Below are 25,481 nucleotides of genomic sequence, written 5' to 3' on the forward strand. Positions count from 1 at the left end.
CGGCCAAGGCCGGACATTTTGATGGCGCCCTCACGACAGCTGCGCAACAGCCTTGTGGCTTGGGCTTTTCTGTTGCCGGCTTTGGTGCTGATCACACTGTCGGTGCTGATCCCTGCTCTGATGGCTCTGGTGATGAGCTTCAGCTCCACGGGCCTGGATGTCAGTGAGCCGCTTCGCTTTGTGGGGCTGGCCAACATCCGGCGCCTCCTGTCGGATCCAATGGCCTGGAAGGTCAGCACGACCACATTTCTCTATTTAATAGGCGTTGTGCCGCCGATTGTTCTCGGTTCACTAGCCCTAGCCGTTTTGGTGAATCGTCGTTTGCCCGGAATGCATGTTCTGCGGGGAGCGTTTTACACACCGGTTCTTGTCTCGATCGTTGTTGCAGCGATCGCGTTCCGCTGGCTCTACGCCGAAAACGGATTGATCAACGGCTGGTTGGTTGCCGCGTTCGGAGATTTCATCACACCGATCGGATTTTTGACTGCCCCGCAATTGGCTTTGCCGGCAGTGATGCTTGTCACCTTGTGGAAGGGACTCGGTTACTACATGGTGATTTTTCTGGCTGGTCTCCAGGGCATCCCTGGGGAGTTGTACGAAGCGGCTGAATTGGATGGCAGCGAGGGTTGGCACCAACATGTGGACATCACGCTCCCTCTATTGCGTCCTTACATCACGCTTGTGGCGGTGGTGTCATCAATCGCGGCCACAAAAGTGTTCGAGGAGGTTTTTCTGATGACCCAGGGTGGCCCGGCCGATTCAACCCGCACGATTGTTTACTACGTCTACGACCAAGCCTTTGCAGAGCTTGAAATCAGTTATGCCTGCACCCTTGGGCTGGCTCTCTTTCTGCTCGTCATGCTGTTAACCCTGGTTCGCCTCGCCTTCAGCGGTGATCGGGCGCTGATTTGACCAGCTGAGGGCCAGGCAGAGTGGCAAGCTTCGGACATCAGCAATCGCCTGACGCGATGTCCAGCTCTGCCGCCATGATTGGAGTTGTGGGAGGGGGGCAACTGGCGAGAATGCTTGTTCAGGCTGCCAAGGCGCGCCAGGTGGGCGTTGTGGTCCAAACGGCATCATCCGACGATCCAGCCGCCGAGGGGGCTTGCCGCCTGGTTCATGCTGATTCACGGGATGTGGCGGGAACCCGCGAGCTGGTTCAAGGGTGTGCGGGTGTCACATTCGAGAATGAATGGGTCAACATTGATGCCCTCATCCCACTGGAACAACAGGGGGTGAGGTTTCGACCGGCCTTGGCAGCTCTTGCGCCCTTGGTCGACAAGCTTTCGCAGCGCCAGCTGCTCGCTGATCTGAATATTCCCTGCCCAGCCTGGATTCCGCTGAGCCGCGTCTCTCCAGCCCAGCCTGCCCTACCGACCGGATGGTCGTTCCCGGTGATGGCCAAGGCGTCTCGAGGTGGATACGACGGCAAGGGCACGCTTGTGCTCAACAACGTGGAGGAGCTCGCTCAGCTCATCCGCAGGGTGACCACTACGGAATGGCTGCTGGAAACCTGGGTGAACTACGACCATGAGCTGGCCCTTGTTGTGAGTCGCGATTCGAAGGGGCGAATTCATCGCTTTCCCCTGGTGGAGACCCACCAATCCCAACAGATTTGCGACTGGGTTCTGGCTCCAGCACCTGTGTCTCAGTCCGTTGAAGCGCTCGCATACAACGTTTCTGCTTCCCTTCTCACCAAGCTGAATTATGTGGGTGTGTTGGCGTTGGAATTCTTTTACGGGCCGGTTGGTTTGCAGGTGAATGAAATTGCACCTCGAACCCACAATTCAGGTCATTTTTCAATCGATGCATGCAGCAGTAGCCAGTTCGATCAACAGCTCTGCATCGTTGCTGGATTGCCGGTTCCTTCTCCCCTGATGGTGAGTCAGGGCGCAATGATGATCAACCTGTTGGGATTGGGGGATAACGCCAACCTTTCCCTTGAGAAACGACTCGAGGCCCTGCACCAGCTGCCAAACGCCCATCTGCACTGGTACGGAAAAACTCCTGAGACACCGGGTCGAAAACTTGGTCATGTGACTGTTCTTCTCGAAGGTTCCGATGCTGCGTTCCGTACAGAGGAAGCCCTGCGCACATTGCAGACGATCCGCTCGATCTGGCCTGCTGCAGCAGAGAGCAGCGATTAAACTTGAGGGGAACTGCCATGTTGGTGACGGCCTCCTTCTAGTGCTCTGATCTGACTCTCTTTCGACTTGGGGAGACTGTCGTGATGGTGCAGTAGACCGGCCTCGTTGCCGGAAACGAATCCCCACTTTGCCTCCCCTTCTGGTTCATCCAGGTCGACCACAAGGAGGTGCACGGCATGGCGGTTCACCCCATTCCCAGATTCACTGCCCGGAGTGGTGTCTCAAGACAAGCCATCAGGCCCTCAGGCTCTCAACGAGGTGGCCTTTGCCGCTTGATCACGCTGCGCTCTGCGGATCAGTCTTTTGTCTGTCACTTGTCGTGAGTTAGCCAACGCATCAATGCCATTGAGATGGTGAAGTCTTCCTATTCCCTTGGGCCACGGATTCCCTTTCGGTTTCTGCTTTGCGGCTGCAGCGTTGTCGCGATCGCCATGGAGTTTGGGGCGCGAGGTAACGCTGAATCCTTGCGCGCAGCGCCGGTGGTCTTCCGCGCTGACGACGCTGAAATCTCCTGCCGTGCGCTCCTGCCGCAGTGTTTCAGGCGCCAGGACTGGGCAGAGCTTTGTCGCAATGAACCGGAGTTGCGAGAAGGGCATCGCGAGTCCTGTGTTCAGGCCCTCGATGTGGATCAAAACTGAACAGCGTGGAGAACAGGCACTGAATCCCTCAGGGACGATGGCGGTTCACGGTCTTTTGGAGCGAGTCGCGGTCTAGTTCCGTCACCACAAACACCTCCTGCACTGTGGTACCGCGGCGGGCGACAAGCTTGTATCCCCCTCTGATCGGAATGGAGACCCTCAGCTGGAGTGTTGGACTGCGGCCCTTCACGCGGCTGATCACGGCCGGAGTAATGGTTTGGATGGCCGATTCGCGAGCAAGGGCCTTCAACCAGGGAATCAATCCCTGGACATACGTGCTGTGGGTGATTACAACCCGGCCCAAATCGGTACTAAATCGCTAGTTCTGATCGAAGTTAGCGGTCATGGCTATGTCATGGAGAGCGCCTCACCAAGGTGATGCTTCGATCCGTTGACGATCTACGCCTGGCCGTCGCCGGTCCACTTGAGGATCGTTGTGGACCTCAGGCAAGGATGCTCACCGTTGAGCTGCATGGCAAGGAAGTGCGAGGACTTGCCATATGTCCTGGCAGGGTCGTGAAATACGTTCTTGATGCGCGCCAGCGACGGTTCCGAACCATCGACATGCTTCGGATCACTAAAGCGAACAGGAAACCGGCTGCATGAACTGACGGACATGCCTCTTTTCAGCAGCGTTCGATCGGAGCCATGGTGAGTCCTTCAGAAGCAAGTTGTTGGTGGTAAAGCTCAGCCTGTTCAAGAGGACCACACCACACCTCTGCCGAGCCCTTGCTGTCTACCTGATTGGCCAGTGCCCAGGCCTTTTCTTCACTCATCCCTGGGATGATCTTTCTGAGGCAGTCAACCACATGTTGAAAGGTGTTGACGTCATCGTCGAGAACGATCACGCGGGCCTGCGGATAGCGCTGCTCCGTCCTGGCTCTCTCCAGCAGCGTTGATGAACCAGGGCTGGAGCTGCTCATGACAGTTGCCGAAGCTGCGCTTTCAACGTCATGACCCTAGGTAAGATCCCATCATTCCATAGGTCAAGTGCATGTTGTTCACCCTCGCCTGGGCTGCCTTGGCTGCCACCTTTAGTTTTTCGATCGCCATGGTCGTGTGGGGGCGTAATGGTGACGGCACGCTGAATTTCTGAGTCGACGTTATTTTCCGAAATTCCCCGTTGATCGCCTCTCTTCAGCTGAACCAGTCCCTTGCTCTGATTGCGGCGATCCTTCTTGTGTTTGTTTCCGTCTCAGTCGTCTATCTCTCCGTCGTTGAGTGGCGTGATCGCCGCCGGAGGCAGATCTCAAAGCGTTGATCGTCTTGAAACGGTTTTTGAGGACGGCTCTGGACCTTTATCGCTCCTATCCCGTCACTGCGTTTCTTGTTTCAACGTTGACCGTTGCTCCTGCGACGGTTCTGATCAACTTGATTCGTTCTGATTCAACGGAGCTCCAGAACTCTGTTTTTGTTGATGACCCCCTGATAGAGATCAGTGAGGGTTTGTCCATGGTGCAGAGCTTCCATATCGAATCCGAGGCGAAGATTCCGTCGTTGTGGATTGAACGCCTCGGTGAGCAGAACGCCGCCGATCTCTGGGCACACCGTGATGGCGAACTCTGGTGGCAGGCATGGCCAGAGGAAGGTGAGCCCTGTCTCATCCTCCAGGAGGAGATCCTCGATGCTGCCACCGCTGGAGATTTCGACCCCAAAGTCCTGAAGGCATCGGAGTCGGTTCGTCTCCACCGCGGCTTGATCTTGCTGTTTGCCGATGCACTGAACCGCCAAACCTTTGATCAACGGTTCAGTCCAGCTGGAGTCGTCTCTCCTCCGATCGAGCGACAGTGTTTCGATCAACTGAACACCACAACAGCAGTGCTGTGGAAACCCTCTGCTGTTGCCTCGATGGCGGGGGCCTTGACGCCTCTGCTGCGAAGTGCATCCCACGGATGTGTGGCCATCGAGTTTCGCGGTCGTGAATTGCGTTGGATTGGGGTGGTGGCCTCCAGGTCTCTTCGTGAAGCCTCAAAACGTCTTGTTCCTCCCGATCCGCGTGCCTTTTTAAGAGCGAGCTTGTCCAACCAGGCTGCTGAAACAAACCAGGCTGCTGAAACAAACCCCTCAAATGCCCTCAACCCTGGAGAGCAAGGCCCCCTGCTCAGGCTTCAAAGCCATTCAGCCCGAACGCTTCTGGGTTCCCTGCTCAACACTCCGTTGATCAGAGATGGACTCGAAAGCAACTATGGCCTGATTTCGAACCTCCGCAATCAGCTGCTTGCTGCCCCCCTCAACTTGCAGGTGCTCCAAAACCAGAAAGGTCCGTTTCAGGCGGCGGTTCAGCTTGATTTGGTGTTGCCATCACCCAATCCAGATGCTCTTAGCAGCTTGAAGACTGTGAGCAATCGTTTGAAAAACAGAGGACTTTTTTCAAAACAGCGCCGATTCAAGACATCAAAAGGTGAGAACGACGGGGAGAAAATCCTTTGGTATGACTACAAACAGAACACCAAGCGGTTGCTTGGTGGATGGAGTTGGAATCACGGCAGCTCCCCTGACGCTGGGAACATGTCGTTGCAGATGACGCTCGCGAGGCAACCCGATCTGAAGATGTCTCCGGTGTTCCTGACCGATGCTGGACATCTCCAAGCCCGTGTCCGTCCATCAAAACTCCATGGTCTTGGCTTGATCCCTAAAACTTGGCCTGCACCCGTTCGCAGAGCTCATACTCTCGGGTTCTCTGTGAAGCCTCTGGAGGGGTCAGGGACCAGCCATGACGACTGGCGCTTGATCTCCGGTTATTTGGTGCTCCCCTGAGTGGTTTCTGCCTGGCGTTGTTCACGCTTCCGACGATCACTTGCCAAGGTCTCTTCCATCAGTTCAACGGCCTGTTCCAGCCGTTCACGACTGCTGAGATAGAGCGTGATGTCCTTTTCAAGCCGCGAAGCGGAAATATTCAGTCGCTCAGCGAGTCCCGCAGCGTCATCTTTCAGATCTGAAACCTGAATCTTGCCCGAGTCAGCTTGCGCGACTTCGAGCAGGCTGAACACACCGATCCCCATGAGCCGGGAGTAGTGGCTGTCGTCGTCCAGCCGAAACTGGGTGATCCAAGATTCCAGTTCTTGATCTGAATGCTGTCTGGCTTCATTCAGGGTCGCGTCCGCCTGGTTGCGAAGACTCTCGGCTTCGAAGCCGTTGCTGCTGCAGAGGGCTTCGAAGAGCGGGATGGTGTGGTTCTCCGGGCGATATCCCTGGGTGAACGCCTTGAAAACGGTCTGCAGGCCCACCGCGAACAAAGCGTTGGTTTTGAAATGCTTCTGGTGGCTGAGCAGATGCAGCTCCACCAACAGCTCATCGCTCATCCGTCGGTAGAGAGGGGAGATGACGTAAGGGAATTGCTGATGAAATGCGCGTTTGCTGTCAGCGATGGTCTGACGGTCGCCCAAGTCCTGTTCCGGAATGAATGACGACGACCATAGCGCCGAAGTTGTCGCCGTTAGGATTAACCCATTCGAGTACAGCGAAGATGATCCCGATCGTTATCGAGGAGTCCGGAAGGGGCGAGAGAGCCTTCGATATTTATTCACGTCTGCTCCGTGAACGGATCATTTTTCTTGGCGAAGCTGTCACCAGTGACTCGGCGAACAGAATTGTTGCTCAGATGCTCTTTCTTGAGGCTGAGGATCCTGAGAAAGATATCTATCTGTATATCAATTCCCCAGGTGGTTCTGTTTATGACGGGCTGGGAATTTTCGACACGATGCAGCACATCAAGCCAGACGTTCACACGGTTTGCGTTGGGCTGGCGGCAAGCATGGGCGCTTTTTTGCTCTGCGCTGGCGCTAAAGGAAAGAGAAGCAGCCTGCAGCACTCCCGCATCATGATTCACCAGCCGCTTGGAGGTGCTCGAGGTCAGGCAAGTGATATCCGTATTCAGGCTGATGAAATTCTTTTTCTGAAAGATCGCCTGAATCAGGAGCTCGCTGGCCGCACTGGACAACCCCTCGATCGTATCCAGCAGGATACAGATCGCGATTTTTTCATGTCACCCTCTGAGGCTGTTGAGTACGGTTTAATTGATCTGGTGATTGATAAGCGACCGGTTCATTCTGTCGCTTGAAATCAGATCTCCCTTCCAAAATTTGCCCCGTCTGCGGTAGGCCTTTCCAATGGAGAAAGGCCTGGAAACGTTGCTGGGATGAAGTGATTTACTGTTCTGAGCGATGTCGTAGGCGCAAGAAAACGAATTTTATAAAGTAACTAGTTTTAATTTACGATTTATCAACTTAAATTTTCCGGCCAAGAGTACTTATTAAATAATTTCATGCACCGCTAAAAAATCCGGGGGTAACCCCGGATTTTTTTATTAATTTCAGTCTTTAAGAAGCGGAGTCGTTCTTTCCTTGTCTGGAATGTCGACAAACTCGGAGACAACTGCTCTGAATTCGTCTCCATCCATTGTCTCCTTCTCGATCAGGTTGTCGACAAGGCGATCCATCACCTCACGGTTGGAAGCGACAATTTTCACTGTTTCTATATAACAATGTTTAACCATTGTTCTAACCTGTTCGTCAATTTGTCGAGCAATTGAATCAGAGACATCGCTTCGTGTCATCAGATCTCTGCCAAGGAATACTTCCTGGTTTCCACCTTCGAGAGAAACGGGGCCCAAGTCACTCATTCCAAAACGAGTCACCATCTGGCGAGCCATGGAGGCAACTTGCTGGATGTCACCTCCTGCGCCGGTGGTGACTTCCTGATGACCGAAAACCACATCTTCTGCAGCCCGTCCACCCAAAGCGCCCATGATTCGGGCCTTGAGTTGAGAACGAGTCACCAGCGACTGTTCCTCATCTGGAGAGAACCAGGTCAAGCCTTGGGCTTGCCCACGTGGGATCAACGTGACCTTCTGAACAGGATCGTGATCTTTGACCAAAGTACCGATCAAGGCATGACCAACTTCGTGATAAGCGATCAAGCGCTTGCTCCGTCCGTCGGTTAACGGACGACCCTCCATCCCGGCGATGATCCTGTCGACGGCATCATCGATTTCACTAAGGCCAATGGCATCCTTGCGGCGCCTGGCTGTAAGGATGGCTGCCTCGTTCATCAAATTGGCAAGGTCAGCACCGGTGAATCCAGGCGTCCGACGCGCAATGCTCTCGAGTGAAAGATCGGATTCGAGTTTTTTGTTACGGCAGTGAACCTCGAGAATCGAAAGACGTCCTTTGATGTCAGGCGCATCCACTGTGACTTGACGGTCGAAGCGTCCGGGACGCATCAAAGCTGAGTCAAGAACATCAGGACGGTTCGTCGCCGCAATAATGATGATGCCGCTGTTTCCCTCGAAACCGTCCATTTCGGTCAGGAGCTGGTTCAAGGTCTGCTCCCGTTCGTCGTTGCCACCTCCTATACCTGCACCACGTTGGCGACCAACAGCATCGATCTCATCAATAAAGATGAGGCAGGGGCTGTTTTCCTTCGCTTTTTTGAAGAGATCACGAACACGGCTGGCACCGACACCCACGAACATTTCGACAAATTCTGATCCAGACAAGGAGAAGAAAGGAACACCAGCTTCGCCAGCAATCGCTTTAGCAAGCAGAGTTTTTCCTGTTCCTGGAGGACCAACAAGCAATAACCCCCTTGGAATTTGAGCGCCGACAGAGGTGAATCGCTCAGGTTGCTTCAGGAAAGTAACGACCTCCTCTAGTTCAAGTTTGGCTTCGGTAACTCCCGCGACGTCATCGAATTTGACGCCTGTTTCGGCTTCCATCATGAAACGGGCCTTGCTCTTGCCGAATTGCATGGCTTGACCGGGGCCACCGGGCATACCGCTGTTGCGTCGGGCAAGAAAGATCAGAGAACCGATCAGAAGCAGAGGGAACAGCAGATTGCCGAGCAAGCCGAGGGCAGGTGGAGCTGACTGAGGCGGATGGATATCGAAGCTGATGCCTTCATTTTTAAGGGTATTGATCAGCTCCGGTGCCAGGCCTGGTAGATCAACCCGCAAGCGTTGAACGCGGTTGTCCAGTTCAGGGTCAACGGCTTCAACAACAGCATTTCTGCCGTTGTCGTAGACGTCAACAGCGGTGACTCGACCAGCTTCGACGTAGTCGAGGAATCGGCCGTAGCTCATACGAGCAACTGCTGAATTGCGAGGGGCAACGGTGGGTCCACTGTTCCCCATGCCGTTCACACCACCACTGCTGAAGACCTGCCAAGCAATCAACAGGACCACCCCGATCGGCAGTAGCCATAGAGCGATGACACGCCAGCGCTGATTCATGACCCTGAGAAATGATTAAAGAGTGTAAAGGAGTTGCAGCGAATGCTGAGGACCCCTTCAAAGACTCCTCAAGGCAACAATCGGATCGAGTCGAGCGGCACGTCGTGCAGGAACGACTCCGAAAAAGAGGCCGATCGATCCCGACAGAGCGACAGTGCCTAGGACCGTGGTTGATCCGATGCTCGCCGGTAATGGTGTGACGGCTGCGACGAGTGCCACTGTTCCAAGGCCGACCCCGGTACCGATTAATCCACCGAGGCTGGCCAACACCAGCGATTCCACCATGAACTGCTGCAGCACGTCCTGGCTGCGTGCTCCTAGGGCCTTGCGGAGTCCGATCTCTTCGGTGCGTTCACTCACCGAAACCAACATGATGTTCATGATCCCAATGCCTCCCACCAGGAGAGAGATCCCCCCTATGGCAGCCAACATCAGCGTCAGCCCCCCAGTGATGGAGCCGACAATGCTGAGAGCATCCTTCTGAGAGCGAACAGCAAAGTCGTCGTCGCGAAGAATGTTGTGTCGTTGCCGAAGCAGATTCGTGATTTGAAATTTTGCAGCTCCCGTGCTCAATTCATCATTCGCTTCAACACTGATGAAACTCAGACTGATTCCGAACGTTGGATCTCTACCCGTAAGCCTCGTCACCATGGTGGAGAGAGGAATGTAAGCATTTTCATCCTGATTGCTTCCGAAAACTGCTCCTTTCGGTGCCATCACTCCGATGATCGAGAAGGATTGACTGCCGATTCGCAGCGGTTGGCCGATTGGTGAGCCGGTTGGAAACAGTTTGGTGGAGAGATCAGGACCGATCACAACCACATTCCGGGCTGCTTTGACGTCTTCCTGGTTGATGAACCGACCTTGAGCAACATCGAAACTGCGAACCGTCAGGAATTCGGGCGTGATGCCCGAAATCGAACTCGTGGCACTTCTGGCACCTGCCTGAACAACCTGACTGCTGGAAATCTGAGGGGCCACCCGCTTCACGCTGGGAACCTGATCGGCAATGGCTTCAGCGTCCTCGAGAACAAGGGTGCGAGGGAAGGCAACCCCCCGCCGCCGGGTGTCGTTGTTGCCGGGAACCACAAACAGCACGTTGGCGCCGAGATTGCTCAACTGCTCTTCAGCCAGCCCCTGGGCGCCACGCCCGACCCCAACAAGCGTGATGACCGATGCATTGCCAATCACGATGCCCACCATGGTGAGCAAGCTCCGGAGTCGGTTGCTCTTCAGAGTGGTGAGGGCCATCCTCACCGTTTCCATGGGTGGCAACCGACCTGACATGGGGTCAGAGCATGGAATCCAGCCTTGCGGCTGAGCTCACCCCGGTGCCGCGATGGACCAGACCGTCGCGGACCTGCAAGGTGATCACTTCGCCATGCCTGAGATCCTTGGTGGCATTGGGAACACCAGTGATGGTGGGGACGCCAAGGCGCTGAGCAATGACCGCAGCGTGGGAGCTTTCAGCATTGGCTTCGGTGACAACTCCAGATGCATTGCGGATGGCATCAAGATCCTCAGCAGTCGTGTCGTGCATTACGAGGATCTCTCCGTCTTCAATCTTGCTGGAATCACCTGGATTCAACGCTAAGCGAACACGACCGCTCACCGTGCCGCTACCGATCCCATTCCCTTTGGCGAGCACAGTGCTCACGATGCCCACTTTGACGAGGTCAGTGGATCCGGAAACACCGGCCAAGGTTCCAGCCGTTTGGATCACCAGATCCCCTTCGCGCAACAGGCCTTTCTCCTGAGCTTCTCCCATGGCCAGGGTGAAGGTTCCGGAGGTGCTTTTTTGCTGCGGGATCAGCAGCGGTGTCACCCCCCAGACCAATTGCAGCTTGCGTGCAACGTCAATTTCACTGGTAATCGCCAGGATTGGAGCCGCTGGCCTGAATTTGCTGACGTTGTGGGCTGTGGCACCACTTTTCGTCAGAGGAAGAATGGCAGCTGCATTGAGTTGACTCGCGATCGTGCTGACGGCGCTGCTGATCGCATTTGGAATTGTGCTGGGTAAGTGGCTGTCGATGGAGCGCCTTGGATAATCCTTTTCAATGCGACAGGCAATGGTGGCCATGGTCTGAACAGCCTCAACGGGAAAATCACCCACGGCAGTTTCGTTCGAGAGCATCACTGCATCCGTGCCGTCGAGAATTGCATTGGCCACATCACTAACCTCAGCACGCGTCGGACGCGGACTTGACGCCATTGAGTCGAGCATCTGTGTGGCCGTGATGATTGGGATCCCCAGGCTGTTCGCTTTTTGGATCAGGTCCTTTTGCAACAACGGCACTTCCTCGGCAGGCATCTCCACGCCGAGATCTCCCCTGGCAACCATCACACCGTCACAGAGAGGCATGATGGCATCGATCTGATCGATGGCCTCGAACTTCTCGATCTTGGCGACCACAGGGGTGCTGAAGCCCTGTTTTCGGATGAGCTCACGAATCTCCTTCATGTCCGAAGGATTGCGAACGAAGCTGAGTGCGACCCAGTCCACCCCCTGCTGCAGTCCGAAGGCGAGATCAACCCGATCTTTATCCGTTAGCGCGCGGACGGAAAGTTGAACATCGGGGAAATTGACACCCTTGTTATTCGATAAAACCCCGCCGACAATGACTGTGCACTCCAGCGTTTGATTTGATTGATCGACGCGATCAACCTTCATTTCGACGCGGCCGTCATCCAAGAGAATTCGGCTTCCAGCCGTGACCTCTTCTGCCAACTTGTCGTAGGTGACGGTGGCAATCGTTTGATTGCAGCTGACGGGCCTGGACGTCAGGGAGAAACAATCGCCTTTGCCCAAAGTGATCGGTCCGTCTGTAAAACGGCCAAGCCGAATCTTCGGACCTTGAAGATCCTGAAGAATTCCAATGTGCTGTCCCAACTCAGTGGAAACCTGACGGATGGTGGCGATCCGAGCTGCATGCTCGCTGTGATCACCGTGCGAAAAATTCAGTCGGAACGTGGTTGCCCCTGCTTGGACAAGTTCACGGATGCGTTCAGCACTCTCGGTAGCCGGGCCGATGGTGGCAACGATCTTGGTCCGTCGGTTCTGATCGAACTGGGCCATATCGGGGCCGGAAAACCGTGCGGAAACTACCATCCAGGCGTATTTTGATAGGTCATGGAGCTCAATGCTTACCAGAGTGCAGCACGAAAAACGGCTGCATATCCCGATATCGGCAGTAATCCGATCTACCCCACCCTTGGCTTAAGCGGCGAGTCGGGTGAGGTTGCCGACAAAGTGAAGAAGGTAATTCGCGATCAGAACGGCGTCTTTGATGAATCAAGCCGCGAGGCGATCAAGCTCGAATTGGGGGATGTTCTCTGGTACGTGGCTCAGTTGGCAGGTGAGCTCGGTTATGACCTTGATGAGATCGCTACGGCCAATCTCGACAAACTTGCCAGCCGAGCCGCACGGGGCCGGATTTCTGGCAGTGGTGATTCGCGCTGACTCCTTTCATGTTTCCCAGGTTGTTCTCCGGTGTAGTGGCCTTGATTCTTGGCCTGGTTCTGGCGTTGCCGGTGGCGGCGGCGGAATTGCGGCTTGCTGAGGTTCAGCTCACCCCCTGCGCGGAGGAGGACCCAGGGCGTCAGCCCGACTTCAGCAGACCTCTTGGAGCGAGTTGCTACGTCTTGAGCGGCAATGTCGACAACCCGGGACGTCGGCCGATTGTGGACACTGATGTGTACGCCCGGATCCTCGATTCCAGTGGCGAACCGGTTCTCCAGAACCGAACACGGGTTGGATCGATCGGGGATGTTTCACCGGGGGTTCATGCCTTTGCGTTGCGATTGGCCGTGCCGGCTGGCACGCCCGGTCCCTTCGATGTACGTAATGCCCGTGCAAGGGGGTTCAATGCGCCGGTCAGAACCCGTGCCACAGAAGATGATGATCTTCTCCCCCTCGAACAGGACATCGAAGACACGTTCTGACTGACTCCATCAGCTGGCCTGCCCGGCTTTATCGATGAACTGAAGAAAAATCCAGGGCCGTTGGGAAAGGCATTCGAACCTGGCTGACTAGGCGATGGGGCGACTGATATCAACAGTCAGCAGGGTGATTCAGCTGCAAAACGGCATGACGTCGTCAACGTCAACCTGAGGCGCTCCTTCGTTTTGTTCATTCGAATCATTTACTCGGCAGGGCCGCGTTCCTCAAATCCCATATACAGCAGTGCTTTTAGAGAAAAAACTGGCAGTGCTGAGAGTTTCACCTGTATTTCACCAAACTCCCTCTGACTGCTGACCAAAAGATAACCAGAGCATCAAAAATTCAGCTGAGATGGTGAAAGCATTCGGGAAGAGATTCCCACAACCACTTGCATTATTAGTCATGGAAAAAGCAACCGTTTCAGTTGGTTGGTGGCATATTGGGGATGTCATTGGCTCATCGAAGGATGAAGAATTCTTTGGGAGACATGTGTTGGACCATATGTTCGGCGAAGGAGGTGACGACAGGATGTGGGGCCACGGAGGTGATGACATGCTCAATGGCGGCGCAGGAAATGACAAACTGATTGGGGGCCGGGGCAATGACTACCTGGGCGGCAAGACAGGCAACGACAGCCTGAGTGGGGACGAAGGAAATGACAGCGTGCATGGCGATGAAGGCAATGATTACCTGCAAGGCGGCTACGGAAATGACCTCATTTATGGATGGGAAGACGATGACACCCTTGCTGGCGGCGCAGGAAATGACACCTTGTGTGGAGGTCATGGTGTTGATCTAATTACCGGTGGCCTAGGTAATGACGAATTCGAACTCACTAAAGGGGCTGGACATGCAATCATTACTGACTTCAACAGTGGCGATGACATCATTCCGGTTGAGTCAGATTGGACTTATGGTTCAACCTTTGGACGTGGTATTGAAGAAACTGCAATTTTCGACGGGAGTGGTGATTTACTAGCTGTCCTTCAAAGATTTAAACCAAGTGATCTAATTAGGCATACTTGGGGAGGCCGATTGATCCTTGATGGAATTTAAAATGCAGATGAATCCAAATTTTGAATCACCTTCTTGATAAACCACTCCTCCCCCTGCTTCTGCGGGGGCTTTTTATAAGTATTCAATCGAATAATTAGAAGAAGGTTAAATGAAAAACCCCGTACTTGGCGGGGCTGTTATCCGTGTGAGTTGTTTTGTCGGGAGATCGATAGCGACAACACCAACGTCCCCTGCTTTTCCCTTGCGGGTGTTGTATCGCTTTCAGCTCCACTGCCTAGAGCATCGGGCTTCCCGACAAGCAATCATGCTCCAGCGTTGAATTTGTTGATCAATCCTTTAAAAAAGTCGCTGGTGAACGATTGGCTGCCTGTCTGACGAGCAACCACTTTTCCATCCTCGATGGCGACAAGAGTTGGAGTCGCGATGACGCCACTTTCCTTCGCGAAGTCTGTCCATTCATCACCCTGCTTGCTGTTAGTGAGAATGATCACATTTTCCCAGTCGTCGACTTTTGAAAGCTGACCCTTAACGTAATTGCAAGGGCGGCAGCCGTCCTGAACGAATAGATGAATGGTTGGTTGCGTTGTTTTTTTCATGATGTTGAAGCGTCATTGATGAGGCCCTTTACCCCAATCACCACAGCATCGGGGATTCACTTTTAGATTCCATCACCCATGCGTGGGATCTTGTTTGCCAGTTCACTCCCCCATTTGGATGAAGCGCACGGACTCAAAAATAAACCCGCCATTGCTGCCGGGGGATTCTGTTGATGTTGACTTAGATCAGTCTTTTTCAATCGTGCCTGAGCTGTGGCCAGCGGCTACAACTGCTGCACCAACACATTTGCCATCTTTAAGGTTCCGGTACAGATCTTTGTAGAATGGAACCGCTTTTGTCCCTTCCTTGGCGATGATATAAGCAGCAGGATTCCATGCAGCTCCGCCGCTGCAGGTTTCGAGTTGTTCAATCGAAAGTTCAGAGTTGTTTATTGGTTGTGTGTGAGGTAGTGAATGTGATGCAGTCGTTTCAAATCAGAAAGCGTAAGATGTCAACATTGATTCCTGACCCACTTAGTAGTTGACAACAACCATTGATCAATGAAAGAGGCCCTCAGCAAAATGTCTCACTCCATGAGTGCATCAAACCGTTTCTCTCCTGCTTTGAATGCCAGGAACGGCGTCCTGTAGTCCATCTGGACAGCTATCTTGTCATGAACATCAGCACCTGCTAGACGTTTCACCACATGCAGGCCAGCGTCAATGGCTGAAGTCACACCCCCAGCTGTGATCACATCACCCTCATCAACGACACGTTCTCTCACAACCTTTGCACACATTGGCTCAATCGTGCGCAGTGCATTGGGATGGGTTGTTGCCCGAAGCCCTTGAAGAAATCCAACTTCACCAAACAAAACGCCACCAGTGCAAACAGAAACCTTCAATGGTATTTGTTTAGCTGTTCGCAGCAAATCAAGCAAATTCTCGTCTCTGCGGATCTTATCGATGTAATACGTTCCGGGTACAAAAACAAGGTCATAACCCACGAGGGGTTGATCCACTTTGTTGGCAACTATTTTGAGGCCATGATCATCTGTGATCTCGCTACTTCGAACGGTACAGATGTCATACCTGAGATCAGGAATGAATCCCATCGTTCTTAGCCTTACAACAGGATCTAAGAACCCGACAAGATCGAGACCCGTCATGTCTTCATAAGCAATGAATGCGATATTCAAAATCCAAGGTCAGCTCAATTAAAAATAGTGCTTTATCATCCCTCAAGCAACATTACACGCGCGCTCAAATGCTGATGGGCACGCTGATTGATCCCAGTCATTGACCGGAGGGATCGCAGCTATGCCCCTTTTAGTCCGGATCTCTCTTCTCCGATGTGGTGGATCCTGCGCTCAGCCGTTCAGTTTTTGTACAGCGCCATTGCTGAGGGGGATGCTGATTGGTGTTGTTTTGCCGGGGGATTGATCAGGAACCACACGACCTGCCCTGCTTTTCCCTGAAAGAGTGTTGTATGGCTTTCAGTTCATCGAATGAACTTCAGGCGCCCCGGCTCCTTCCCTTAAAATTCAGGAACACAAATAAACACATTGTTGCCAGATTGATCATAGAGATGTTGAAGTGTGTGATTTTCAGGAAGCTGAGCACTCCTGATTTTGTCGTCACCCTCTGCATTCCTGATGCCAAACGTATTTCCATAAAGCCTTGTCGCCACATTGAATTCTGCAGCGGTTGTAATCGTTTCTCCCGCCTCCATATCGAGAATAGATAGATCACTTTCAGAACCTCCAGTTAAAGCTACAAATGAATCAATGCCCTTCCCACCAACAACTCGAACATGCTGAGTTAGTGTTCCTTCTTCGTGCTGATGAGCATTGATAATCGTGTCATTTCCGCCCTTGGCCTCCACAACCGTCCAGTAGTCAACGTGCTGATGTATTCCCCATGGATTCCGTGTATTTACTGTGATTGAGTCATTTACAAGAGTTCCTTGAATATTTTCACCAATCATAATGCCAGAATGATGCGCTCTCTCGTCAAATTGTTCTGCATCCGACTCATCGAAGACTGTTTGAATTTTTTCGAATGAAGGCTCAAGGCTTCTTGGATCGATTGTGAATAGGCCTTTTTGCCCCACTTCCTTGAAATAATTTGCTGCCGATTTATTGCCAATATGCAAACCTTCTTTCTTAAGAACTTCGGGAATACTGGAGACGCCTTTTTTGTTGGCTTTGATGAGTTGGAACATTGTCTTGAGAAGTGTGTGGTTTGTGTCTTTGGGGGCTCCCCCGTCGATAAACACACCATCTCCGGAATCACTGCCTCACTCGATGACCTGCGTCAGCAGTCCCTGTGAGGTTGGTCACAGGTGCCAAAACCCATCAAGCGACTGGTTTTCCCACGACCCCAATGTGGTTCACCTCCTGGTCGGGGTTGGCCCATCGCAAGCAGATTGACTAATTAACCCCGTCATTGCTGACGGGCAAGTGTGCTGTACGCGTTTGAAATCAGATAGTGACAGATGTCAGCATTGATCATTAACCATTTTTGCAGCATAATCACTGCCATATTCTGCCGCCATAGTCCAATCGGCGCAGGCACCTTCTTGATTACCCAACAGCTTTTTGTATTGGCCACGAAGACTGTAGTGAAGTTCATTATGAGGATCGTTCACTATCGCTTGATCCAGATCTGCGATGGCCCCCTTGGAGTCACCTAATTCATCTTTTGCACGGCTACGACCACTGTAGGCATCTACATTCTGAGGCTTGATTTTTAAAGCCTTTGTGTAATCAGCTATAGCACCTGTGAAATCTCGCATTCTCAGTTTCAGATCTGCACGCTTAATGTAAGCATCTGCATTCTCAAGATCATTTTCTATCTCTTTACTTAAATCATCAATCTCACTTAACACTTCTTTTTCTAACTGTGATTGGTTCATGAAATCATAGTAATCAATCCTTTCCGAAGGATTTGAACAGCCGGAAATCAACGAAGATCCAAATATAAAAGCAGGAAGTGTAGCCGCAATGATAATCGTTCGGCAAGACATCTTCTGAAGCTGCTGGTATTAGCATAAGTAGAGGTATTACCGATTTTTGTCTGTATTGAATTTACCAGCATAAACTCCGCCATGGTTGACGGGTCTATGGGTACATTGACGTATTAATTGTCAATACATCTCACCATGGATGAAGTCATCGCCAGGCAGGAAGTCATCGCCGGGAAGATATTTAAACTGCTTTTCCGTAAGTGATTTAGCTGATTGCTGCTTCTTGCTTATTGTACGCAATTCAAAACGATAACGACTTGATCCACCTTTATGGAATTTCAATTGATCAAGTGTGAATTCCGTGTTGGTCATTGGTTTGCAAGGTGGTGGAGAGTTATTCCCTCCGATGAACACACCATCTCCGAAATCACTGACTCACTCGATGACCTGCATTCCATAGCCATCGACCACCAGCGCTTGGCATTCATCAGCAGCGTGTTTGTCCTGCTGTGGGGTGTGGTTCTGCTCCTACAGCTGCTGTTGTTCAAGCACTCCAACATGATTCTTGAGCAGGTCGTTTTCCTGCTGGCCTTCCGGTCATTACAGCTCAGTGAACGCTCTTCAGAGGCTTGGATGACCGGATTTCCCCAGCCATTTGTAATCGTTTGCTGGTCTGCGTCAGATGGACCAGTACCCGTGGAAATCCAACCGCTACTGATCTGGACCTTCGATTGCATTAAATCTATTAACGGGCTGCCAGTTGCTCCAGATCCGATAGAGATAGAGCCATCAAGGCCACCACTTCGATCCATGGAATCTGGGCAGCTGTTATCCGCGTAACGGGATAACAGTTGACGCAATAGATAAATAATATGAAGAAATACGATGAGAAGATCTTACTTGGCTAAGAAGTTAGATGAGTAATCAGCAAAAACGATGTCCTTTAGGTTGGTTGCACAGCTTAATCGCGTATATACCGGCCTTCTTGCATCGGTATTCAACTCCAATGGAGAAGAACTGTCTTTTACGACCCGCAAAAGCTTTGACCAATGGAAAACACGTAATTTGAAACTTGATGCTGATAAGATTTTTTTGGGTGCTGATAGTGCAGACCTGACGGTTCGCATAACAGATAATAATGGCGACGAAGCGAATTTTATTAAGGGTGAAAAAAAACTAGATTTCGAGGGAGATGAACAAATATTTTCTCTTCAAGTGAGCCAGGCAAGAGGTTCCGGCAGGGTAAAGATGAAGCCAAAATTTGTTGTCGCCAAGGAACACTCAGATAACGACACGATTGATGACGACACAAATGAAGACCTCTCGGCAACAGTTGCAGAGCGTGATCTAACAATTTTAGACTTAAAATCACAAATATCAAAGTTGCAAGAAAAAATACCTGATAGCGATGAATTGGCCGAACGTGATATAACAATATTAAACTTGAAATCACAAATATCTCAATTGGACGAGCAATTGGCAGCAATAGACGAATTGTCAGAAGCTGATGCATTTACCCAACAAGATCTTGCTATTAGTGAAAGAGACAAACTCATAAAGGGTCAGTGGGACTTGCAGGGTGTAGACCTCAGCGGCAAGAATTTCATGGGGGGAGTTAACTTTCGAAATGCCAAGTTGAATGGAGCGAAATTTACTGATTCGCTCCTTGGAGGCGCTTCTTTTAGAGACGCAAATTTAATTGGTGCAGACTTTAGTAGTAGCAGCAATGAGAGTACTTATTTAGCTGCTACGGACTTCATTGGTGCGGATCTGACTGATGCGAATCTGAATAATGCGTGGGTACAATTAGGGGAAATGGCGGGCGCTAAACTGATAAATGCAAAAATGAGTGGAACTAGCCTAATATATACGAAACTGAGAGATGTGGATTTCAGTGGCGCGGATCTGACTAACGCGGATCTGACCGGTGCATATTTAGCTGGTACCAAATTTATAAACGCGAAAATGAATAATGTGGACTTGAGAAATGCATCTCCTAAAGGGCCAGACTCGACATGTCCCAGTAACATTGGACGTGTTGGATGGAGAAAACGCGGTGATAAGTTTACGGATTTCACGGGGGCAGATCTCACAGGCGCTAAAATATATAAAACGCAATTTGCCGGAGCAAATTTTACGGATGCTGACCTCACAGGCGCGAAGGGCAAGCCACTGTTCGCGATTGAAATGAGGAAGGAGACATTTTGGAGTAATACAATTTGTCCTGATGGGAGCAACAGTGACTTAAATACAAACTGCGGCTTTTACTAAATGAAAAATAGGTTAGTCAATTATTTTGGTATTTCTTTTGCTCATTGTCATCTCTTGAATTTCCTTGTTTGAATTAATAGTTGACTATGGCATTAAGTCGTATTGTCGAAGCTAATTGTGATTGTCCAGTATTTTTATGCCTACCAGCTTCAGCCTCTGAGCACCAAAAACCCCGCCAAGCGAGCGGGGCTAAGTATGAATGAAGCCATCTACATCATTGGCGATTCGGTGATACAGGTACATGCGCTCCGCATGACATTTAAGGAGTGATAGCTTTCAAGGCTATTTAGGCCTCCTTGATTTTTTGCCAGGACCGTAAAGCAAGATCGCAGGGAAGCCTGCAATTGGAGTTGCACCAACCAGTGATAAATATAATAAAAATCATGCGATGCCTTCTTGCCAAATACTTACTCCCTTAAGTAATGGCAAGAATAGAGAGATCCAAAGAAGAACTCCAAGTGCAATGCCTAATAAGCAAATAATAATATTAGGAATTGAACCAAGTGGCCTACCACATATAGGAGCCGTTCGCCATGCCAATGAAAGGCAAAAAACAGAAAATAGCAAACCTCCGAAAAAGGCAGTAAGAATAAATGGAAGGAGAACGATTCCCGTCAATATTTCGAGAAAGGACCAAGAATTTTTTTGTAGCCATGGCTCTCAAACAATAACCGGTCAACGACATTTCGACATAATCACACTGTGATTTACTCCTAACCTATCCAGAACACGGGTACTCAGTTAGGCGGTGCACAGTTTTACCAACGCATCTTCTGCAGGTTTTTGATATAGCTGCTCACAATAAAAACCCCGTCATTTCTGACGGAGAGGGCTTCAATGGATACAAGTTAAATGAATATTAAAAACTATAAGAGGATACTTCTTCAAGATTACACAACTTACCATTGGATTTTGAGTTGATGATTATTTCAAATGTATTAAGATAAGTAATAGCGCTACATTCAGGATTAGCTGTGTCACTGCCCATTCCAAAGGGCACTGGGCCTTCTTCAATAACAATGCCAGTTCTGTGAAAGTCTTGTCGATAAGGCATGATGATTAGGAATAATTTTAATGTGTGGGGTGAGATAGGGTGTGAAGAGTTTGCATGCTCCGCCATTTCTGACGGGGGTCCAATGTCATCTTCAGGAATCAATACTTAGTATTCTGCAACTCTGTAAGGTGAGGCGAACCATTTGCTAAGTCGATCATTGCTGGGATACCTCCGGTAAGCGCATTTAAAGCAAGCCAACCGGCCACAGCGACTGGACCACCACCATTCACATTAGATAGATCATCCACCGAAAGTTCCTGGTCAGTTTGGTTGGTCGTGAGTTGAGTGTTGCTCATAGGTCAAAGGGAGTGTGTTGTGTGTCTTGCCTTGAGCTGTGTTGCCCTCGACATTCACAAGATCACATCCCTCTTGGTGAATACTCCTGTTCCTCTCTGGTGTGGATGCCACGGGTTACTGGTGAAAGCTTGGTGAAGCGGTCCCGCTTCCCTCAAATCCAACGCAAGACAGGGATTCCAACAAAAAAACCGCACTTAACGGGGCCGGTGTGTGTGAGTTGTTTTGTCGGGAGATCGATGGCGACACATCAACGCCACCCATCTGAGCTGGTATGCATGTACTGTCCTAGGAGTAATTATGGCTGAGGGCTGGTTGATCCATCAAGAAGGTCTAGTAGCCAGATTCCATCGAGACGAAAAGTCCTTGCTGCGTGATCCAATGCTGTTCGTGGATTACTGAAAGGAAATGCCAGAGGGTCAACCAGCTCTTCTTAAAAGCAGGCGTCATCTACGGAAGCCAGAAGCTGTAGAGCTTTGGAAGTCGATGAAGCGCAATGGCTGGAAACCTTGTAGGCCGTTATGGGGAGCTCATAGCAAGGTGTAGAAAGGAATGAAGGGATTAGGGTAGATAGAGTTAGTGCAGAAGTTAATGCTGAAGTTCTTTCCAGTATTTGGTGCTCTCCTTCTTTCAGCGGCACCCGTTCAGGCTTTTGAATCATTTGAGGAGTTAGATAAAGCCTGTAATGCTACAGAAGAAAACATTAAACTCTGCGGGGGAGTTAGCGAATGGATTTCTTCAGTTTATATTACGGGCACGCTTTGTGAATTAGATGAAAGAGGTGTAGTTTCGACAGAGCAATTAACAAAGTTTTGGGAGGGCTATAAAGGTTGGGACGAGGTGGCTTTGTGGAACAAAGGAGCACAATCTGTATTTGAAGAGTATCCGAATTGTCCAATCAAACCATGAAGTTATTCAAGCAACTATGAAACTACTTCCACTCATTGGCGCACTGCTATTCTCAACAGTACCAGTATAGGCTCAACCAAAATCTTTATACTCAGATGTTTGCAACAACAGCGAGGAAACATTCAAGGCTTGTCTTGTAATGTTTTTGCACTGCGGCTTCACTGCACTATGCGAGGGAGTTAAAAATGGTTTTTTAGATCAAGGCTATCCTTCGGCTTTTGTTGAAGCTATTCTCGAAGCTGCTGAAGAAGACGACAATATTCCTTTAGTAGAAGAAGCGATAGAATTAAGCAAGTCAATGAATCCAAAATGTGGCATCTAATTAGTCTTTTGTTGGAGCCACTCAATCGGGCTACAAAGAGTCTCAAGGGTCGTACGAAATCTTGGCGAATCATTTCCGTGATTGGTCGCTCTTGAGGCTGCTTATGTTCGGCCACCTCGCCAATGATCATGAGACTACCTTCTAAACTCCTAGAGCAGTCATAACATTGCATTGGGCAAGCTGGTCCGCCATATCTCCATCTCCATCTCCATCTCCATCGCTATGAATATCACTATTCACAGGAATGAAAAAGTGATCTCCTATTGTCATTACTGCGTATTCAATTGTTGTGATCCTAGTAGTCGTAGATGAAGGGTTGTAGGTTTTTGACATAGGGATTCAATTAGATTTAGTAGCCTTGGTTCATCACATTCAAACCACGGTCTTGCCTGCATTGCTGCATCTTTTGCTGAAAGGCGGAAGGGCCTAGCTGTTGTTGACGCCATTGTCGTAGATTTTGATACTGTGCATTCTTACGTCGACGTTGTTGAGTCTGTTCGGATTGCTATGAATCGAACTCTAAAGTAGTAGGTCGTTTGAACGGAATCTTCTTTGCATGTCCTGTATGAATCACCCCGCTAGCATCTGTTTTGACATCATTGATGAAGCCACTATTAGGCCTCAACTTTGGTTTAGATCGATTGATTTATACATTATGATAGTAGCTAGCGACGCGTTTATGTTTTGTGGAATTGGTCAAGAGCGCTGGTTGTTGGTCAATGGGTCTAGGAAGGATATGCTCCAGTAGAGCCTTATCGTTCGGGACCAATTCAAACTTGATCAGGTCTTACGCTTCCCATAGATGTCATGGAACGCATCTAGATCCATCTGTTTAGCCTTGTGATCTGATGCCTAATGTATATCTTTTCAAGTCTGTACAAATCTGCTTTGAATATCTTCAATACAAGCTGGTGGGTGGGAGTTATTAACCTCAGATGGGATATTCTTAAGTATTAGCAATGATTAACTGCGTAAGAATAAATTCTTTATGCCTTTTGCTTTGAATTGCAAGAGACGATGCATTCTAGCTGGATCAAGCTATGGATTGATTAAATTAATTTTTGCGTTCTTTTGCTCATGCTTATTTATGATGCTGGAGAGTGGTTTAATTGATTTCACGGCCCTATTAATTATAGCTCCTGTAATAGGACTTTTAAGATATTCCGATGTCGCAGAATTAAAAAATATTTTTTGATCTTGATTATTCCATGCGAACTTGATCCAGTTGAGCGGATGGATAATTTTTGAAGCGATATCAGTGTGTTTGCTCTTTGAGCGTGGTGAATGTCTTTTGTGGTCGACTGGCCTTAGGGATGGCTCGACCACGGATTGGACTGTGTTTTAGAGGCCTAGGAATTTGGCGGGAATGCCATCCAGGCTGTTGTTGCCCAGCATCTGGAAAATGATATTCACAAGCATTCCTGCCAAGTGCAAGGCGCCAACAAGAGCAAGTCCCCGCCATAGCTTTTCTGAGAAGGCAGGTGGCTTGTTGTCAACCCATGTGCCAGTGTCGTTTGTCATAATGATTACAGATGACGCCATTATTTTCTACTTTTAGTGGTGCCTTCGTCACTGAGGAGAAACATACTGTTACTCGGGTTCATTGCGAACAGAGTCATTGCCCGGCGACGTTGAAATGCTATTGGGCTTTGATTCGCGCCTACCTTGTGACCTCAGCGTCTAGCACAATGAAACGTGCATCGCACACCTGTAGACGTAGGCCCAATCTCTCCCAACTGCTTTCAATGGTTTTGAGCTGGATGATGGGAGTGGTGGGCGCGATTGTTTGATTGTTCGTGAGGTGTTCTCTTTGATGGATCGTTTTCTTGCACTTCGCACTGCCTACAACGCAATCATGCTGGGTCATGGCGATGGCCTCGTGGATTAATTTAAAAAAAAATTGAATTCTCTTTGATCGTCATTGAGTGCATGGGTCCTAAAGATGATAGCATTTTTTGTTAGGATTATTTATAATTCTGCTTGAATAATCAATCAAGTGATTGACGCCTTTGTTCTGAGGACGCTGTTGTCGTATTGACAGGATTTTTGATTTATTTTTGCTTGTATTGATTGAGATTGATGTTTTGAAGAAGAGTCTGATGTTGTGGAGAGTGGTCTTGATTGCAATTAACCGCGTTGATTAAAGTTAAAAAGGGAATTCCAGAAAGGACAAATCGATCGATCAGCCATTGGGACTCTCGATACGATTGTTAGCTTTATGGATCTGATCAAATCGGTTTGAAATTCAGATCGGAAGTCTTGCCTCCCTTGCTCATAAGCCGGGTTCGGAGACCGTCATCTCAGAAGCCACCAGCGAGCCCTCCGAACTGATAGCTGGAGGTTTGAAGCAAGCTCTGGAGCAGTCTCAGGACGAAGAATGCAAGGAGTGCAGACAAGTCAATTCCACCAATGGGAGGGATCAGTCCCCTAAACATGTTGAGGTATGGATCCGTGATTGAGGTGAGGGTTGCGAAGAGGGGATTGCTGGGATCGATGTTGGGGAACCAACTGAGGATCACGCGAACAAACAGCACCAGCAGGTAGAAATTGATCGCTACCGAGAGAACATTCAGCAGTACTGCCAGGCCTTGGGAAAGAGCTGCGGTTTCCACGGACGCTTGTTGGGACTGTGCTGACTTTATGCAGGCCCGGCAAGTCCGGGGGTGGACATGTCAGGCAGAACGGAGAATGTCCTGTGAAATTTTTCTGAAAGCGTCAGCCAGTACGACCGACCATCGGTCTGTCGTTTGCGTTCAATGAAATCCTGAGCCAGCAGTTCCTTGATGTGGTCATACGCACCTGAACCCCTTAGATCCACCAGTTCAGACTGAAGAATCCGTTTTTTCAGGGCAATGGTCGCCAACGTCCTCAGCGTTGCTGTGGACAAATTCACAGGCAACATGTCTTGAACAAGATCACTGAGGCCTGGTCTGAGCTGAAGGCAGTAACGCCCCTTCTGTTCAATGATTTCGAGGGCGGTATCGCGCTGGGCATACCCAGTTGTGAGCACTAACAAGGCCTGCTCCACCTCCTGACGTTCAGCCTGAGCCAGTTCCGCAAGCTCCTTTGCTGAGACCGGTCGGCCTTTCAGATAAAGGATCGCCTCCAACCGGGAAGCAAGGGATGGCTCAGCATGCATCGCAACCCCACGAATGC

Annotated in this window: 30 protein-coding genes and 1 other RNA gene; 17 read left to right on the forward strand and 14 right to left on the reverse strand. The window is 50.3% G+C overall.

Going from position 1 to position 25,481, the window contains the following annotated elements; all coding sequences use genetic code 11:
• The first annotated feature begins 21 nt into the window (after positions 1 to 21).
• The 4 genes from SIB64_RS09300 (at position 22) to SIB64_RS09315 (ending at position 2,785) form a co-directional block, all read left to right on the forward strand.
• On the forward strand, positions 22 to 912 hold the full coding sequence (locus SIB64_RS09300; protein ID WP_413439956.1) for a carbohydrate ABC transporter permease: 891 nt from the start codon (positions 22 to 24) through the stop codon (positions 910 to 912).
• A gap of 56 nt (positions 913 to 968) precedes the next feature.
• Complete coding sequence (locus tag SIB64_RS09305; RefSeq protein ID WP_413439957.1) at positions 969 to 2,147, forward strand: 5-(carboxyamino)imidazole ribonucleotide synthase; 1,179 nt, start codon at positions 969 to 971, stop codon at positions 2,145 to 2,147.
• A 6-nt stretch (positions 2,148 to 2,153) separates the two neighbouring features.
• Positions 2,154 to 2,337, forward strand: a non-coding RNA gene (gene ssrS / locus SIB64_RS09310) — 6S RNA.
• Between the two features lie 160 nt (positions 2,338 to 2,497).
• Complete coding sequence (locus SIB64_RS09315; RefSeq protein WP_413439958.1) at positions 2,498 to 2,785, forward strand: hypothetical protein; 288 nt, start codon at positions 2,498 to 2,500, stop codon at positions 2,783 to 2,785.
• Positions 2,786 to 2,813: 28 nt separating this feature from the next.
• Here the strand turns inward: SIB64_RS09315 and SIB64_RS09320 are convergent, their stop codons facing one another.
• On the reverse strand, positions 2,814 to 3,089 hold the full coding sequence (locus SIB64_RS09320; protein WP_413439959.1) for a DUF2103 domain-containing protein: 276 nt from the start codon (positions 3,087 to 3,089) through the stop codon (positions 2,814 to 2,816).
• A 74-nt stretch (positions 3,090 to 3,163) separates the two neighbouring features.
• Between SIB64_RS09320 and SIB64_RS09325 the strand changes: the two genes are divergently transcribed.
• Positions 3,164 to 3,391: a hypothetical protein gene (locus SIB64_RS09325; RefSeq protein WP_413439960.1), complete on the forward strand. Its 228-nt coding sequence runs from the start codon at positions 3,164 to 3,166 to the stop codon at positions 3,389 to 3,391.
• 20 nt (positions 3,392 to 3,411) lie between these two features.
• Here the strand turns inward: SIB64_RS09325 and clpS are convergent, their stop codons facing one another.
• Entirely contained in the window at positions 3,412 to 3,708 is a 297-nt protein-coding gene (gene clpS / locus SIB64_RS09330) for an ATP-dependent Clp protease adapter ClpS (RefSeq protein ID WP_413439961.1), read from the reverse strand.
• Positions 3,709 to 3,779: 71 nt separating this feature from the next.
• Between clpS and petN the strand changes: the two genes are divergently transcribed.
• The 3 genes from petN to SIB64_RS09345 are packed head-to-tail and all read left to right on the forward strand — an operon-like array spanning position 3,780 to position 5,542.
• A complete protein-coding gene (gene petN / locus SIB64_RS09335; RefSeq protein WP_028951966.1) occupies positions 3,780 to 3,881 on the forward strand; it encodes a cytochrome b6-f complex subunit PetN in 102 nt (33 codons plus the stop codon).
• 27 nt (positions 3,882 to 3,908) lie between these two features.
• Complete coding sequence (locus SIB64_RS09340) at positions 3,909 to 4,046, forward strand: hypothetical protein (RefSeq protein WP_413439962.1); 138 nt, start codon at positions 3,909 to 3,911, stop codon at positions 4,044 to 4,046.
• A gap of 5 nt (positions 4,047 to 4,051) precedes the next feature.
• Positions 4,052 to 5,542 (forward strand): hypothetical protein, encoded by a 1,491-nt coding sequence (locus SIB64_RS09345; protein ID WP_413439963.1) that lies wholly within the window; start codon positions 4,052 to 4,054, stop codon positions 5,540 to 5,542.
• Here SIB64_RS09345 and psb29 read toward each other — a convergent pair.
• A complete protein-coding gene (gene psb29, locus SIB64_RS09350) occupies positions 5,524 to 6,171 on the reverse strand; it encodes a photosystem II biogenesis protein Psp29 (protein ID WP_413439964.1) in 648 nt (215 codons plus the stop codon). The two genes, SIB64_RS09345 and psb29, sit on opposite strands and share 19 nt — an antisense overlap.
• 17 nt (positions 6,172 to 6,188) lie before the next feature.
• Between psb29 and clpP the strand changes: the two genes are divergently transcribed.
• Entirely contained in the window at positions 6,189 to 6,845 is a 657-nt protein-coding gene (clpP, locus tag SIB64_RS09355) for an ATP-dependent Clp endopeptidase proteolytic subunit ClpP (protein WP_413439965.1), read from the forward strand.
• Positions 6,842 to 6,985 (forward strand): DUF2256 domain-containing protein, encoded by a 144-nt coding sequence (locus SIB64_RS09360; RefSeq protein ID WP_413439966.1) that lies wholly within the window; start codon positions 6,842 to 6,844, stop codon positions 6,983 to 6,985. The genes clpP and SIB64_RS09360 overlap by 4 nt, the downstream gene beginning before the upstream one ends.
• A 112-nt stretch (positions 6,986 to 7,097) precedes the next feature.
• Here SIB64_RS09360 and ftsH read toward each other — a convergent pair whose 3' ends face one another.
• The 3 genes from ftsH to pyk are packed head-to-tail and all read right to left on the reverse strand — an operon-like array spanning position 7,098 to position 12,090.
• Entirely contained in the window at positions 7,098 to 9,014 is a 1,917-nt protein-coding gene (ftsH, locus tag SIB64_RS09365) for an ATP-dependent zinc metalloprotease FtsH (RefSeq protein ID WP_413439967.1), read from the reverse strand.
• Positions 9,015 to 9,071: 57 nt separating this feature from the next.
• Entirely contained in the window at positions 9,072 to 10,301 is a 1,230-nt protein-coding gene (locus SIB64_RS09370; RefSeq protein WP_413439968.1) for an ABC transporter permease, read from the reverse strand.
• 4 nt (positions 10,302 to 10,305) lie between these two features.
• Positions 10,306 to 12,090, reverse strand: a complete 1,785-nt coding sequence (pyk, locus tag SIB64_RS09375) for a pyruvate kinase (protein WP_413442964.1) — start codon at positions 12,088 to 12,090, stop codon at positions 10,306 to 10,308.
• A 54-nt stretch (positions 12,091 to 12,144) separates the two neighbouring features.
• Here pyk and SIB64_RS09380 point away from each other — a divergent pair, with 54 nt between their 5' ends.
• From SIB64_RS09380 to SIB64_RS09390, 3 genes are all read left to right on the forward strand, one after another.
• A complete protein-coding gene (locus SIB64_RS09380; RefSeq protein WP_413439969.1) occupies positions 12,145 to 12,474 on the forward strand; it encodes a nucleoside triphosphate pyrophosphohydrolase family protein in 330 nt (109 codons plus the stop codon).
• 8 nt (positions 12,475 to 12,482) lie between these two features.
• Positions 12,483 to 12,956, forward strand: coding sequence for a hypothetical protein (locus SIB64_RS09385; protein WP_413439970.1), 474 nt, complete (start codon positions 12,483 to 12,485; stop codon positions 12,954 to 12,956).
• A gap of 349 nt (positions 12,957 to 13,305) precedes the next feature.
• Positions 13,306 to 14,010: a calcium-binding protein gene (locus SIB64_RS09390; protein ID WP_413439971.1), complete on the forward strand. Its 705-nt coding sequence runs from the start codon at positions 13,306 to 13,308 to the stop codon at positions 14,008 to 14,010.
• 263 nt (positions 14,011 to 14,273) lie between these two features.
• Here the strand turns inward: SIB64_RS09390 and SIB64_RS09395 are convergent, their stop codons facing one another.
• The 5 genes from SIB64_RS09395 to SIB64_RS09415 form a co-directional block, all read right to left on the reverse strand.
• Positions 14,274 to 14,567 carry a thioredoxin family protein gene (locus tag SIB64_RS09395; protein ID WP_413439972.1) on the reverse strand — a complete coding sequence of 98 codons (294 nt, stop codon included), beginning with the start codon at positions 14,565 to 14,567 and terminating at the stop codon, positions 14,274 to 14,276.
• A gap of 527 nt (positions 14,568 to 15,094) precedes the next feature.
• Positions 15,095 to 15,706, reverse strand: coding sequence for a DJ-1/PfpI family protein (locus SIB64_RS09400; protein ID WP_413439973.1), 612 nt, complete (start codon positions 15,704 to 15,706; stop codon positions 15,095 to 15,097).
• 338 nt (positions 15,707 to 16,044) lie between these two features.
• Positions 16,045 to 16,731 (reverse strand): hypothetical protein, encoded by a 687-nt coding sequence (locus tag SIB64_RS09405; protein WP_413439974.1) that lies wholly within the window; start codon positions 16,729 to 16,731, stop codon positions 16,045 to 16,047.
• 276 nt (positions 16,732 to 17,007) lie between these two features.
• A complete protein-coding gene (locus tag SIB64_RS09410) occupies positions 17,008 to 17,535 on the reverse strand; it encodes a tetratricopeptide repeat protein (RefSeq protein WP_413439975.1) in 528 nt (175 codons plus the stop codon).
• Positions 17,536 to 17,655: 120 nt separating this feature from the next.
• Entirely contained in the window at positions 17,656 to 17,847 is a 192-nt protein-coding gene (locus SIB64_RS09415; RefSeq protein ID WP_413439976.1) for a hypothetical protein, read from the reverse strand.
• Between the two features lie 564 nt (positions 17,848 to 18,411).
• On the opposite strand from SIB64_RS09415, the gene SIB64_RS09420 reads away from it, so the two are divergent.
• Positions 18,412 to 19,746, forward strand: coding sequence for a pentapeptide repeat-containing protein (locus tag SIB64_RS09420; protein ID WP_413439977.1), 1,335 nt, complete (start codon positions 18,412 to 18,414; stop codon positions 19,744 to 19,746).
• Between the two features lie 1,152 nt (positions 19,747 to 20,898).
• Here SIB64_RS09420 and SIB64_RS09425 read toward each other — a convergent pair.
• Positions 20,899 to 21,096, reverse strand: a complete 198-nt coding sequence (locus tag SIB64_RS09425) for a hypothetical protein (RefSeq protein WP_413439978.1) — start codon at positions 21,094 to 21,096, stop codon at positions 20,899 to 20,901.
• Positions 21,097 to 21,502: 406 nt separating this feature from the next.
• Here SIB64_RS09425 and SIB64_RS09430 point away from each other — a divergent pair, with 406 nt between their 5' ends.
• From SIB64_RS09430 to SIB64_RS09440, 3 genes are all read left to right on the forward strand, one after another.
• Entirely contained in the window at positions 21,503 to 21,640 is a 138-nt protein-coding gene (locus SIB64_RS09430; protein ID WP_413439979.1) for a DUF1651 domain-containing protein, read from the forward strand.
• Between the two features lie 45 nt (positions 21,641 to 21,685).
• Positions 21,686 to 22,003, forward strand: a complete 318-nt coding sequence (locus SIB64_RS09435; RefSeq protein ID WP_413439980.1) for a hypothetical protein — start codon at positions 21,686 to 21,688, stop codon at positions 22,001 to 22,003.
• A gap of 139 nt (positions 22,004 to 22,142) precedes the next feature.
• Positions 22,143 to 22,325: a hypothetical protein gene (locus SIB64_RS09440; RefSeq protein WP_413439981.1), complete on the forward strand. Its 183-nt coding sequence runs from the start codon at positions 22,143 to 22,145 to the stop codon at positions 22,323 to 22,325.
• Positions 22,326 to 24,625: 2,300 nt separating this feature from the next.
• On the opposite strand, the gene SIB64_RS09445 is transcribed toward SIB64_RS09440, so the two are convergent.
• Positions 24,626 to 24,937 (reverse strand): YggT family protein, encoded by a 312-nt coding sequence (locus SIB64_RS09445; protein WP_413439982.1) that lies wholly within the window; start codon positions 24,935 to 24,937, stop codon positions 24,626 to 24,628.
• A 26-nt stretch (positions 24,938 to 24,963) separates the two neighbouring features.
• Positions 24,964 to 25,464, reverse strand: a complete 501-nt coding sequence (gene scpB / locus SIB64_RS09450; RefSeq protein WP_413439983.1) for an SMC-Scp complex subunit ScpB — start codon at positions 25,462 to 25,464, stop codon at positions 24,964 to 24,966.
• Positions 25,465 to 25,481: the final 17 nt, after the last annotated feature.

The organism is Synechococcus sp. MIT S1220 (assembly GCF_047303025.1).
Lineage (GTDB): Bacteria > Cyanobacteriota > Cyanobacteriia > PCC-6307 > Cyanobiaceae > Parasynechococcus.